This is a genomic window from Microvirga alba, from assembly GCF_015694465.1.
Lineage (GTDB): Bacteria > Pseudomonadota > Alphaproteobacteria > Rhizobiales > Beijerinckiaceae > Microvirga > Microvirga alba.
Window position 1 is genome coordinate 176,280 of the sequence record NZ_JADQDO010000009.1, and the last position, 12,746, is coordinate 189,025.

9 protein-coding genes are annotated in these 12,746 nt (G+C 62.8%); 1 reads left to right on the top strand and 8 read right to left on the bottom strand.

The annotated features are described in order from the left end of the window. Positions 1–2: 2 nt before the first annotated feature. From I2H38_RS16920 to I2H38_RS16955, 8 genes are all read right to left on the bottom strand, one after another. On the bottom strand, positions 3–800 hold the full coding sequence (locus tag I2H38_RS16920; protein ID WP_196273037.1) for a glutamate racemase: 798 nt from the start codon (positions 798–800) through the stop codon (positions 3–5). 2 nt (positions 801–802) lie between these two features. Next, positions 803–1,432: a 2-hydroxychromene-2-carboxylate isomerase gene (locus tag I2H38_RS16925; protein WP_196273038.1), complete on the bottom strand. Its 630-nt coding sequence runs from the start codon at positions 1,430–1,432 to the stop codon at positions 803–805. Positions 1,433–1,489: 57 nt separating this feature from the next. Then, positions 1,490–2,038, bottom strand: a complete 549-nt coding sequence (locus tag I2H38_RS16930) for an acyl-CoA thioesterase (protein ID WP_196273039.1) — start codon at positions 2,036–2,038, stop codon at positions 1,490–1,492. Beyond that, the gene (locus I2H38_RS16935; protein ID WP_196273040.1) at positions 2,035–2,544 is read right to left on the bottom strand and encodes a DinB family protein; all 510 of its coding nucleotides are present in this window, start codon (positions 2,542–2,544) and stop codon (positions 2,035–2,037) included. The genes I2H38_RS16930 and I2H38_RS16935 overlap by 4 nt, the downstream gene beginning before the upstream one ends. Positions 2,545–2,702: 158 nt before the next feature. Continuing rightward, positions 2,703–4,910 (bottom strand): 3-hydroxyacyl-CoA dehydrogenase NAD-binding domain-containing protein, encoded by a 2,208-nt coding sequence (locus tag I2H38_RS16940; RefSeq protein WP_196273041.1) that lies wholly within the window; start codon positions 4,908–4,910, stop codon positions 2,703–2,705. A gap of 20 nt (positions 4,911–4,930) precedes the next feature. Continuing rightward, entirely contained in the window at positions 4,931–6,139 is a 1,209-nt protein-coding gene (locus I2H38_RS16945; RefSeq protein WP_196273042.1) for an acetyl-CoA C-acetyltransferase, read from the bottom strand. Positions 6,140–6,209: 70 nt separating this feature from the next. Further along, entirely contained in the window at positions 6,210–8,003 is a 1,794-nt protein-coding gene (locus I2H38_RS16950) for an acyl-CoA dehydrogenase C-terminal domain-containing protein (RefSeq protein WP_196273043.1), read from the bottom strand. 681 nt (positions 8,004–8,684) lie between these two features. Further along, positions 8,685–9,110: a MerR family transcriptional regulator gene (locus I2H38_RS16955; protein ID WP_196273044.1), complete on the bottom strand. Its 426-nt coding sequence runs from the start codon at positions 9,108–9,110 to the stop codon at positions 8,685–8,687. A 344-nt stretch (positions 9,111–9,454) separates the two neighbouring features. Between I2H38_RS16955 and I2H38_RS16960 the strand changes: the two genes are divergently transcribed. Beyond that, positions 9,455–12,709, top strand: coding sequence for a tetratricopeptide repeat protein (locus I2H38_RS16960; protein WP_196273045.1), 3,255 nt, complete (start codon positions 9,455–9,457; stop codon positions 12,707–12,709). The last annotated feature ends 37 nt before the right edge of the window (positions 12,710–12,746 follow it).

Genomic DNA, 12,746 nt, shown 5'->3' on the forward strand with positions numbered 1-12,746 from the left:
TCTCAAAATGCGACGCGGTGCAGCGGGATGCGAATATCCAGTGTGTCGAGGATTTGCGCGAACGCCTCGTAGGGATAGCGCTCGTCCTCCGTCACATGCCCTTCGACACGCCCTGAGCCGGTCGTGACGTACGGTTCAAGCGCCGCGACCACAGTCGCCGCCGGATCGAGGAAGGTCACGTCCGGCGCCGCTTTCTCGAAAAAGTCGGACAGCCAAGGCAGATGCGTTGACGAAAGCGTCATCACGTCGATGTCGGGGAAAGCCGCACGTACTTTGTCGACGAACCGCGAGACTTTGCCCTGGGTGCCGGGCTTCTCATTGAGAAAGGCCGCGTTTTCGATCAGGGCGACCAGATCGGACGCATCGAAGGCATGAACACCGCCCTGCCCTTGCGCAGCCCGATCGATGAACGTACGAATTTCCGAGCTCTCGACCATCGAGCGCACGCCCAGAACGGCGACCTGTTTCGACCGCGAACGCACAAGCGCATCCGCGACCGGGGGATAGACACCGAAGAGCGGCTTCCTCGCCATGTCCTTCAACACATCGAAGGCCACCACGGTCGGCGCGTTCGACGCCAGGACGACCGCGCACGGATCGAAGGTCTCCAGATACGCAACCGCCTTGCCGACGACGGCCACGAGATCGGCCTTGCTCTTCCCGCCATAAGGAAAGCTCGCGCGGTCCGCGAGGTAGAGAATGTCCTGCTCCGGATAGGTGTCATGCAGGAGCCTGACCGCAGCATAGCTCCCCAGGCCGGCGTCGAAGACCGCGAGCGGCTTGTGAAGAGGCGGCGTCACTTCTATCCCGCGACCGAAGGCCGATAGGGCGGCCGCCCGGTCCGTAGGGCATCGTCGAGCAGATCCAGCCGGTCCTGCCCCCAGAACACCTCGTCATCGAGCACATAGGCCGGCGAGCCGAAGACGTCGCCTGCCACGGCGTTCTCCAGGTTGAGCGCATAGATCGCCTCGGTGACGCTGCCGGTGGCTAGGTCCATCAAAGACGAGGAATCGAGGCCCGCCGCCTCGGCCAGCTCCGCGAGAACGACGGGGTTGCCGACATCGCGTTCCTCCTCCCAGATGGCGGCAAAGATGCGGCGCAGGAAGGGGTCCGGGCTCTTGCCCGAGACCGTAATCGCGATGATGAAGCGGTCGGGCAGATTCACGTCGAAGGGCCAGTATTTCGGTTGAAGATTGAATGACAGCGCGCGCTTTTCGCGCCACCGCTGCAATTCGACCATCCGATAGCGCTGCCGCACCGGATGGCGCTGGGCGAGCGGCAAACCGCCCGTTTCCGAGAAGACACGACCGAGGAAAACGGGCTTGTAATTCACCTCAACCCCATGCCGGTGCGTGATGTCCATGAAGGGGGCATGCCCGAGATAGGCCCAAGGGCTCGTAAGCGAGAAATAGTAGTCGATGGTGCGGGGCATGGAATCAACTTCTCGGTTGTGACGGGCGATAGAAAGTTACCGCCTCACCGTGAACCATCAAGCCGGTCTCTTCAACGTCTCTTCAGCCTTCAGGAACGCCTCGACCTCAGGGGGCACTTCGGGCGCGGGGGCGTGCAAGCCGATTTCCTCGAACATGCGCTCGATGGTGACGAAGCTTTTCGCTTGCCGATCATAGAGCCCGGCCCGGACCAGCGCGACCGCATTGAGGATGGATGCGCCATCCTTGGTGTTCGAGACAAGCCGATGCTCGATCATGACCTGACCTTCGAGCCAGGTGAGAATCCGCGTTTCCAGCGTGAATGGCTGAAAGAGCCTCATTTCGCGCCGAAAACGGATCTGCCCCGCACCCACCACCGGCAGCCATCCGTGCTTCATGATGGGCCGCCACAACCCGGACCGGATCATCAGATCGGCACGCCCGAGATCCATCAACGTCCAGTAGCGCCCGTTATTCATGTGGAGCGAGGTGTCGAGATCGTGAGGCCAGACGCGAAACGACAGGCGCGACACCTCGTTGACCGGATCAAGTTTCGACCGGAAGAACGATGCGATGATCAGGTGGAGAACCCGCAGCCAAAGATTCATGACATGCCAATGCCGCTTTCGCGCTGGAACAGGGCGAGGTCGAGCGGCGGCGCGTCAAGGTCAAAGCCCGTCAGCAGAGTATGCACCTGCCCGCGGTGATGGGTCTGATGGTTGAAGACATGAAGCAGCGCCGATGCCAGCGGCTGCTCGACATCGGATGGCCCGGTGAGGGTGCGATAACGGACCCGGCCCGCAAGCTGGGCGTCCGGCAGGTTTTCGACGTAGGCGACGATCCGCGCGTCTTCCGCCTCACGCGCCGGACGGAGATCGGCGAGCGTCTCGCGGACAATCGCATCAAGCCGGGTCGGCGCGTCGCCCTCGCCGGTGAATCGCTTCATCCAGATGCGGTCGGCCGCGAGCAGGTGATTCAAGGTGCCGTGAACCGATTTGAAAAACGCGCCGCGATCCGCGCGATAGTCCGCGTCGGAAAGCTGCGCGGCGGCCTCGTAGAGACGATGATTGCACCAGGCGTTATAGCCCGCGAGCATGGCGAAGATGGGTTTCATGGGAACTCCTGTCTCCTCTCCTGCAGTAACGAGGTGAACGTCCTGCGACCGGGGCAAAACTCATCGGACCGACAACATGTCAACTCGGGCGTGAAACGCCCGAGTTGATCGTGCCAGTATTCCTTCCAACTCCCCCTCAAGGGGGGAACGGCGAGGCCTTACGCTGCTTTCTTGGCTTTGGCGCGCCCGTAGAAGGTCTCGCCCGACGCCGCCATTTCGAGGAGAATCCGCGGCGGTGCGAAACGGTCGCCGTGCTTGGCTTGCAGGGCTTTGCACAGATCGACGAAGGTCTTCGCGCCCATGAAGTCGATGTAGGACAACGCGCCGCCCGTGAACGGCGCAAAACCGAAGCCGAGGATGGAGCCCACATCCGCCTCGCGCGGATCGGTAATCACGCCCTCCTCCACCGTGCGCGCGGCTTCCAACGCCTGCGTCACGAGGAGGCGCTGCTTCAACTCCTGCATGTCGATGCCTTCGGCGTCGAGGCGCTTCGGCTGCAGATCCTTCAAGCCCGGCCAGAGGTGCTTGGGGCCGCTCTCGGGGTAGTCGTAGAAGCCCTTCTTGTTCTTGCGGCCGAAGCGTCCTTCCTGCTCCACGAGGCGCGTCAGCAGCGCCTCCTGCTGCGGGATGATGGCGGCATCGCCCAGCTGCGCCTTCGTCGCCTTGAGGATCTTCAAGCCGAGATCGACGCCGACCTCGTCATTAAGCGACAGCGGGCCGACGGGCATGCCCGCCTGCTTTCCGGCATTCTCGATCATCGCCGGCGGCACGCCCTCGGTGAGCATGAGATGGCCTTCGAGAATGTAAGCCAGCACGCAGCGATTGGCGAAGAAGCCGCGCGAGTCGTTGACGACGATCGGGGTCTTCTTGATCAGCCGCACGTAGTCGAGCGCGGTCGCGAGCGCCTTGTCGCCCGTCTGCTTGCCGAGGATGACCTCGACCAGCATCATCTTCTCGACCGGCGAGAAGAAATGGATGCCGATGAATTCATCGGGGCGCTTCGACGACTTGGCGAGACCGGAGATCGGCAGGGTCGAGGTGTTGGAGGCGAAGATGCAATCGGGACGGATCGCGGCTTCTACCTTCGCGATCACCTCGGCCTTCACCTTCGGGTCCTCGAACACGGCTTCGATGATGAGGTCGCAGTCGCTCAAGTCATTGTATTCCGCACTCGTCTTGATCCGTGCGAGCAGCGCATCGCGGTCCGCCGTCTTGGCGCGGCCCTTCATGATCTGGTCGGACATGAGCTTGTGCGAGTACGCCTTGCCCTTTTCCGCCGATTCCAGGTCCTTGTCGATGAGCACGACCTCAAGTCCCGCATTGGCGGTGACATAGGCGATGCTCGCACCCATGAAGCCCGCGCCGACGACGCCGACCTTCTTCAGGTGTGTCGGCGGTACTTCCTTCGGACGGCGCGCGCCCTTGTTCAGCTCCTGCATGGAGACGAAGAGCGTGCGGATCATCGCCGCCGCTTCCTTCGAGCGCAGGATTTTGGCGAACCACCGCGACTCCACCTTCAACGCCTGGTCCATCGGCAATTGCAAGCCCTGATAGACCGCTTCCAGAATGGCATAGGCCGCCGGGTAATTGCCTTGCGTCTCGCGGCGATAGATGGCGTTCGCGGCAGGCCAGATCTGCATGCCGGCGGCCGAATAGACCTTGTTCGACGGCAGCTTGAAGTTCTTGTTGTCCCACGGCGCTTCCGCCGAGCCACCGTTCTTGATCCACTCTTTCGCCGTCTTGACGATTTCATCGCGTGGCGCGACCGCATGGGCGAGGCCCATATTGCGGGCCATGAGCGCGCGGATTTGTTCGCCCTTGAACAGCATCTGCAACGCATCACCCGTCTGCATCAGACGCGCCACACGCTGCGTGCCGCCCGCGCCAGGAAACAGACCGACCTTGATCTCCGGCAGGCCGACCCGCGTCGCCTCCGAATCCGAGAGAACGCGGAAATGGCAGGCGAGCGCCAGCTCGAACGCGCCGCCGAGGCACACGCCGTTCACTGCCGCCGCGAAAGGCTTGCCGCAGGTTTCAAGCCGCCGATAGAGCAGCGAGAGCTTGCGCGACTCCTCGAAGAAGAAGCTCATCGCCTCTTCCTCGCCCTTCTCCTTGGCGAGCTTGGCGTATTGCGCGCCGAGCCCCTGAAGCATGGCGAGATCCGCGCCACCCGAAAAGCTGTCTTTCCCCGAAGTGATGACGCAACCCTTGATCGCGGCGTCACCCGCGACCTTCTCGACGATCTGCGACAGCTCCTCCATCACTTGCGGTGTGATGACATTCATGGAGCGGTCCGACATGTCCCAGGTCGCGAGCGCAATGCCGTCGCCGTCGACATCGAAACGGAAGTTGGTGAAGTTCGTCATGTTGCTCTCCCGTCTCGTTCTCAAACGCGCTCGATGATCGCCGCCGTGCCCATGCCGGCCGCGACGCACAAGGTGATCAACGCCGTCTGCTTGCCCGTGCGCTCCAATTCGTCGAGCGCAGTGCCGAGAAGCATGCCCCCGGTCGCGCCGAGCGGGTGGCCCATGGCGATGGCACCGCCATTGACATTGACCTTGGCGGGATCAAGCTCCATCGCCTGCAAATACCGCAGCACGACCGCCGAGAACGCCTCATTGATCTCGAAGAGATCGATGTCCTTCGTGGTCATGCCGGCTTTCTTCAGCACGAGCTGGGACACCTCGATGGGGCCGGTCAGCATGAGCGCAAGGTCGGAACCGAGCGAGGCGAATGCCTTGATGCGGGCTCGCGGCTTCAGGCCGGCCTTCGCACCGCCTTCCTTCGAGCCGACGAGAACGGCGGACGCGCCATCGACGATGCCCGACGAATTGCCCGCGTGGTGGACGTGGTTGACGGCTTCCACATCCGGATGCGCATAGATCGCCACCGCATCGAAGCCGCCCATCTCGCCCATCTGCACGAAGGACGCCTTCAATTGGCCGAGCGACTGCATATCGGTGGACGGGCGCATGTGCTCGTCCTTGGCAAGCAGCGTCAGGCCGTTGATGTCCTTCACCGGAATGATCGATTTCTTGAACCGGCCTTCATCCCAGGCCTTCGCCGCGCGCTTCTGCGACTCGACCGCATATGCGTCCACATCGTCGCGCGAAAATCCGTATTTCGTGGCGATGAGATCCGCCGAAATGCCCTGCGGCAGGAAGTAATTGGCGATCGCGATGCCGGGATCCACCGGCCACGCACCGCCGGACGCGCCCATGCCGACGCGGCTCATGGACTCGACACCGCCACCGATGGCGATGTCCTTCATGCCGGCCATCACCTGCGACGCTGCAAGCGCCACCGCATCGAGGCCCGAGGCGCAGAAGCGGTTGATCTGCACGCCCGGCACTTCCTTGCCGAAATTGGCCTTCAACACGGCCGCGCGGGCGATGTCGCCGCCCGCCTCACCGACCGGATCGACGCAGCCGAGGACGACATCCTCGACCAGTTTCGGATCGAGATGATTGCGGTCGCGGATGGCGTTGAGCGTAGATACCGCCAGATCGACCGCCGGCACTTCGTGCAACGAACCGTCCGGCTTGCCTCGCCCGCGCGGCGTGCGCACGGCGTCGTAAATAAAGGCTTCAGACATGGGATCCTCCTCCCGGCTTGTCTCGTGTCATCCCGGACAAGCGAAGCGCGAGCCGGGATAACGAGGTGTCCTAAAAAGCTTCCGCCGGCATCGCCATTGTCGCATCCGCGCCTGTGGTGATGCAGGCAAGGCGCGTCGCCGTCTCCGGCATCAGGCGCTCCATGAAGAAGCGGCCCGTCATCAGCTTGGCATCCATCTTGTCCGCAGCGCCGTCGCCTTGCGCCTTCCTGACATTCGCGGCCTTCGCCATCTTGGCCCACATGTAGCCCAGCGCGACGATGCCGAAGAGGTGCATGTAGTCGGTCGCGCCCGCGCCGGCGTTGTCGGGCTTCGCCATGGCGTTGTTCATGAACCACATGGTGGCTTGCTGGAGATCCGCCAAGCCTTTCTGCAGCGGGGCAACGAAACCCTTGAGGCTCTCGTCGTTGGCGTTTTCCTGACAGAACGCACCGACCTCGTTGAAGAAGCCCATGACGGCGCGTCCGCCATCCTTCGCCAGCTTGCGGCCGACAAGATCCATGGCCTGAATGCCGTTCGCGCCCTCATAGATCATGGCGATGCGGGCATCGCGCACGAACTGCGACATGCCCGATTCCTCGATATAGCCGTGGCCGCCGAACATCTGCTGCGCCTTGACCGCGTTGTCGAAGCCGAGATCGGTCAGCACGCCTTTCACAACTGGTGTCAGGAGGCCCATATGGTCATCAGCAGATTGGCGCTCCGCCGCATCCGAGGACCGATGGGCGATGTCGCTCTTCAACGCCGTCCAGACCAGAAGCGCGCGGGCCCCCTCGTTGAACGCCTTGATCGACAGAAGCGTGCGGCGCACGTCCGGGTGCACGATGATCGGATCGGCGGGCTTGTCGGGATATTTCGCCCCCGTGAGAGCGCGGCCCTGAAGACGATCCTTCGCGTAGGCGACGGCGTTCTGATAGGCGACCTCCGATTGGGAGAGCCCCTGCACGCCCACCGCCATGCGGGCCTCGTTCATCATCACGAACATGGCGTTGAGGCCGCGATTGGCTTCACCGATGAGCCAGCCCTTCGCGCCGTCATAGTTCATGACGCAGGTGGCGTTGCCGTGAATGCCCATCTTGTGCTCGATCGAGCCGCAAGACACGCCGTTGCGCTCGCCGAGGGAGCCGTCGCCCTTCACCAGGAATTTCGGCACCACGAACAGAGAGATGCCCTTGGTGCCCGCCGGTGCGCCCTCGATCCGTGCCAACACCAGATGGACGATGTTCTCCACCATGTCGTGCTCGCCGGCGGAAATGAAGATCTTGGTGCCGGTGATCGAATACGTGCCGTCGCCATTCGGCACGGCCTTGGTCTTGAGAAGCCCCAGATCCGTTCCGCAATGGGGCTCGGTGAGGTTCATGGTGCCGGTCCAGGTGCCTTCGACCATTTTCGGCACATAGGTCTTCTTGATGTCCGCGGGCGCGTGGACGAGAAGCGCGGCGATCGCGCCTTGCGTCAGGCCGGGATACATGGCGAGCGCCAGATTCGCCGAGGAAACAAACTCCTGCATGACCGTATTGAGGGTCGAGGGCAGACCCTGGCCACCATATTCTTCCGGCATCGAAAGGCCCATCCAGCCCCCGCCGGTATAAGCGTCGTAGGCCTCCTTGAAGCCCTTGGGCGTGGAAACGGAGCCATCCGGGTGTCGCACGCAGCCCTCTTGATCCCCCGAAAGATTAAGCGGCGCAAAAGCCTCCTCGCAGAGTTTGGCGCCCTCGCTCAAAACCGCTTCCACCACATCCGGCGTCGCGTCGGCGAAGCCCGGCAGGTTGTTGTGGCGCTCGATAGGAAAGACGTCGTTCAATAGGAACATCACATCGTCGACGGGGGCCTTGTAGACCGGCATAGAGCTCCTCCCAGGTCGGATATCAGGCATTGGCGACAGCTCTTCAGAGCGCGGCCAGCCATTCAGATAGTTCACATATAAACTATCAACTCACCCTGGGGAAGAGGTAGGGCGCGAAATGTTCGACGGAACACGCGAAATTGAGTTTTCTGAAATTCGCAGAGGCGGTCCTTCAGGGACGCTCGGGCCGAGTGGCGCACGCGTCGGTCAGCCGGAGGGTCGGGCCGATCAGATCCACCGGTCAGGCGCGCTCTTCGATGGCTCAGAACCGGATAAGGGAGCGGCGGTAAAAACGCGCCATAGGCCAAGCAAACCCGGCAGCGCTCTCAATAAAGAGTCAAGAGATAGGCAGCAGTCGGGAGATAGGCGAAATGCGCCAAGCCAACAACGGCTATCGCGCGAGTGTCATGCACTCGGTCGAAAGGCCTGGCCCCTAGAGCGCCATCTGGAAAGCAGCCGGCGATTTCAGTCATTGCTGCCGGGCTGGAGGCAGCGATTTCCATCCCGCCGCTTCTGTCGAGTGGCGAAAGACTATCAAGACGAAGGATTATCAACCACCCGCCGAGGCGGGAGCGCATTCCGATCCAATTGAATCGGAATGCGCGATAGAAACTCTTACTTTGTCGCCTTTTCCGGCGCAGATCCGCTTCTGCGGAAGCGAACCCAGAGAGGGCTCGGCCGTTACGCTGCGACCGCCAGATTCGCGCGGCGTGCCTTCAGCTCGATCAGAGCCTGCTCGATCTCTTCCTTTTGCTGCTCCAGATGGCCGATCTGATCTTCAATCTGGTCCAGCGAAAGCTTGAGGTTGGTAGCCTGTCCATCGCTCAGGCGCTCCTCGGCCAGCATGGCCCGAATCTCGGTGAGCGTGAATCCGAGCTGCTTCCCTTTGAGAATGACCGAGAGACGGTCGCGGTCGCGAGCGTCATAGATACGGGCCGTTCCATCGCGTCTGGGCGAGAGAAGCCCGCGATCCTCGTAGAACCGGAGGGTTCGCAAGGTTACGCCAAATTCGCGCGCCAAGTCACCGATCGTATAGGACTTTGCGCTTTCCGAAACATCCTCCGCTTCAGAAATGGCCGCATAATTCCCTGGGATATCTTTATTCATGCCGTGCCCCACCATTCTTCGTTTTGCTTACCGGGATGGGGGTCCCGATATAGAACCCTCGATTCACCAATAATGAAATGATAGAACATTAAATATATCAACTGCAAGTGTGTTGCAACACATTCAACCGTAAGGATAGGACGGGCCCTCTCATTGCCGGACGCCGCAAAGTAAGCTGCGCTGCATCCCCCGAGGGCATCCCGGCTAAATGCTTTCCCTTTAACGGCTTTTTTACCACGCCGGTCAAAAGCTGCGCCGTCGGCTTCAAGGATCCCGGGGCGTTTCTAATGATTCGCATCCCATGCCGGATCCAAGGCCGTCACGACGGGATCTGGTGTGGGGACATGTCCGTCGTTGTTGGGCTTTACTTCCCCACAGGCGCGGCCATGAGACGACACGTTCTCTCGACACTTGAAGGTCTGGACCTGCACGTCCGCGAGGTGGCCGAAGCCGCCGCGCGCCGGTCGGGCCTGAGTCTTGAGGAATGGGTGGCGGCGGCACTGGCTGAGGAGACAGATCCCGGGCCGAAGCCTCCTCTCCCGAGCCGGGCGGGCGAGGATTTCGACAGCATCGTCGCACGGATCGCCAAGACGGCGACCGCCCGCAAAGCACCAAAAGGGGATTATGAGACCCTTATGAGCGCCGTCGCGGCCCAGCACGAGCGCCGCGCTCAGGACCAGGCTTCAAGAACAGCCATCGCGCTTGAATCCATGGCGAGCTGGATCGAACATGCCGAGGAACGGCTGAACGAAACGGCAAGGGCTTCGGCACACCACCAGGATCGCATGGCCTCCGCCCTTTCGGACGCCCTGTCCGCGCTGAAAGGCCGTCTCGACACGGTCGAGCGCCATGTCGTTTCCGAGCGGCCAGCCCCCGCGCGCATCGAATTTCCGGTTCAAGACGCCATCAAGGCGCTCGAACCTCTGTCCGAGACATTGGTCGGGCTGCGGACGGATATGTCGCGCCTCGCCGAGCGGCTGGAACAACCGGCCAATCCGGCGGTGGAGGCCATTCGCACAGAAATCGAGCGTCTTCGCTCAAGCATGGCCGGTCTCGCAACACGGGACGAGATCGCGACATTGGATCACGCGCTCCGCGACGTCACCAAGGATCTGGATCAGGGGCGCTCCAGCAAGGATTTGCTGACGCTCGCCCATTCGATTGCCGCCATCTACCAGCAGGTCCAGGGCCTCTCCGACGAGTTGGCCGAAGGCTTGCATCGCCGGATCGGCGCCGAAATCGACGCGATCAAGCGCAAAATCGACGGCGTCGCCGAGACCGGGGTCGACCGCTCCGTCATCGATTTTCTCAGCAGCCAGATCGTGGACATGCGTCACGACCTGTCCCGCCGCGCCGAGCCGCAGCAGATCGAGCGCCTGACCGGCGACGTCGCTTCGCTCAGCCGGCAACTTGCGGATCTTCGCGCCCATCAGGTCGGCCGCAGCGATTTCGCCGCGTTGAAAAGCTCGCTTGAGAATGTGTGTTCCGCCCTCACCCGCACCGTTGCGGCCCAGGAGGCGAACGATGTCCCCGGGCACCTGCAGGATCTGAGCCGCCGCCTCGACATTCTGGCGAGCCGACCGGAACCGGAGCCCGCCAATCTCGAACCGATTGCGGAACAACTGGCGTTGCTGACGGAGCGGATGGCGACCCTGACCGACAGCCGTTTCGCGCAGCATGACACGCTGACGGCGATGATTACCCGCCTCTCTTCACAGGTTCAGGCCGTCGCCGATACGCCGCCGCCCTCGCACGAGCCCCTGCTGACGCGGTTCGACAGGCTTGAGGACGAGTTGCGGCAGGTCGGCCGGCAGGCCGACACATCGAGCGTGGAGCTGATGCTGCGTTCGATCAGTGCGCGGCTGGAGGAGACGCCCTCGCCCGCCTCGGCGTTTGACGCCCTCGAAAGGCGAATTGTGGCCCTGTCCGAGCGGTTCGACCGCACGCCGGCCGATCCGCTGCACCAGGTCGTCGCAGAAGCGGCGTCTCACCTACAGAAGCTGCGGAGCGAGACGCAGGCCATCGCCGAGCAGGCCGCAAAGGCAGCCTTGAGAGATGTTCAGCCGAGCGCGCCGGCCATCGGCGACCTTGATGCCCTGAAGCAAGGCTTTGTCGAGCTGAAGGCCCTTCAGACCCGATCCGACAAGAAGACCCAGCAGACCCTTCGCGCGGTTCACGACGCTCTTGAAACGCTCGTCTCCCGCTTCCCCGATCAAGGTCCGATGACACGCGGCGCCGGTTCCCCGACACAATCGGCGGACGACATGGCCCCCGCCGATCGCCTGGAAGCCGCCGTGCGCAGGCTTCACGCGGCAGCTTTGTCCCAGATGGAAGAGGTGTCCGCGGCGTCACCGGAGCCGGTGCTCACGCAGGAGTCGGAAAGGCTGGATGTCGCGGCTGACACACCGCGCGGCGCGGGCACAGCGTTTTCGTCGCACGCAACCGATTTGGGCCAAGTGCGCGCGAGCTTCATCGCGGCAGCGCGCCGTGCGGCACAGACCGCACCGCAGGAAAAATCGGCGACCGAGTCTCTCCCAGAGCCGCATTCGGACGTTCAGGCTGAAGACGCGGATGCGACTGCGTTGGAGATGGCAGCTCTTTCTGCCCCCTCCCTGATCGAACGCATTCGCCGGTCTTTCGACAATCATCGCCGCCCGCTTCTGTTCGGCTTGGCCTTTCTGATCCTCGCTGCCGGAACGGCGCAAATCCTGTCGGGCGGGCAGCCATCCCAACATACGGTGATCGCGACCGGGCCGAAAGGCGTGACCCGTGTTGCAGCATACGAGACCGCTTCCCGGCTGGAGCAGGTCGGCGCGAGCGCCCTGAGCGCAGCGGCCGAGCCGGAACAGTTCGGCTTGTTTCAAAGGTCGAGCCTGACGACAGCCTCCCTCGCGGCACCAAAATTTCCTGTCGATCCGGATACTGTCGGCGAAATCCCACCTCTTCTTCCGGCGGCTCTGCGTCAGGCGGCCCTCTCGGGCGATGCGGCGGCGATTTCCGAGGTCGCAGCGCGTGCCGTGGAGGGTCGTGGCCTTCAGAAGGATCTGACGCTCGCCGCGAGACTCTACGAGCGCGCGGCGCAAGTGGGTTTCGCACCGGCGCAAGAGCGTCTTGCCATGCTGCACGAAAAGGGCCTCGGCGTCGCGAAAGACACCAAGCTCGCGGCGATCTGGTATGAACGGGCGGCATTGGGCGGGAATGCCCGCGCCATGCATAACCTCGCCACGCTCCTCGCCTCGGGCATTAATGGCAAGCCTGACTATTCTTCGGCGCTACGCTGGTATGCCGAGGCTGCCGAGGCTGGCGTGCGGGACAGCCAGTTCAACATGGGCGTCCTTTTCGCGCGGGGCATCGGGACTCGTGCCGATCCCGCCAAGGCTTTCAAATGGTTCGCCCTTGCCGCGATGCAGGGCGACCCGGATGCGGCCAAGAAGCGCGACGACGTCGCTGCGCGGCTCAGCGCTGCCGAGCTTTCCGGAACCAAGGCCCTGGTGGAGCAGTGGCGCCCGAGGGGCATCGATCCGGCCGCGAATGAAGTGCCGTCGACGACCGAAGGCCAAACAGCTCATCTGAACAGGATTTTCGCCAGCCGGAGCTGACAATCCGTCATCTCCGTCATCCTTCGTTCAGAACATC

What these genes read in the sequence shown, in the direction of transcription:
- I2H38_RS16925 (WP_196273038.1), bottom strand. Translation starts at nt 1,432, where the DNA reads ATGCCCCGCACCATCGACTACTATTTCTCGCTTACGAGCCCTTGGGCC.
- I2H38_RS16930 (WP_196273039.1), bottom strand. Translation starts at nt 2,038, where the DNA reads ATGAATCTTTGGCTGCGGGTTCTCCACCTGATCATCGCATCGTTCTTC.
- I2H38_RS16935 (WP_196273040.1), bottom strand. Translation starts at nt 2,544, where the DNA reads ATGAAACCCATCTTCGCCATGCTCGCGGGCTATAACGCCTGGTGCAAT.
- I2H38_RS16940 (WP_196273041.1), bottom strand. Translation starts at nt 4,910, where the DNA reads ATGACGAACTTCACCAACTTCCGTTTCGATGTCGACGGCGACGGCATT.
- I2H38_RS16945 (WP_196273042.1), bottom strand. Translation starts at nt 6,139, where the DNA reads ATGTCTGAAGCCTTTATTTACGACGCCGTGCGCACGCCGCGCGGGCGA.
- I2H38_RS16950 (WP_196273043.1), bottom strand. Translation starts at nt 8,003, where the DNA reads ATGCCGGTCTACAAGGCCCCCGTCGACGATGTGATGTTCCTATTGAAC.
- I2H38_RS16955 (WP_196273044.1), bottom strand. Translation starts at nt 9,110, where the DNA reads ATGAATAAAGATATCCCAGGGAATTATGCGGCCATTTCTGAAGCGGAG.
- I2H38_RS16960 (WP_196273045.1), top strand. Translation starts at nt 9,455, where the DNA reads ATGTCCGTCGTTGTTGGGCTTTACTTCCCCACAGGCGCGGCCATGAGA.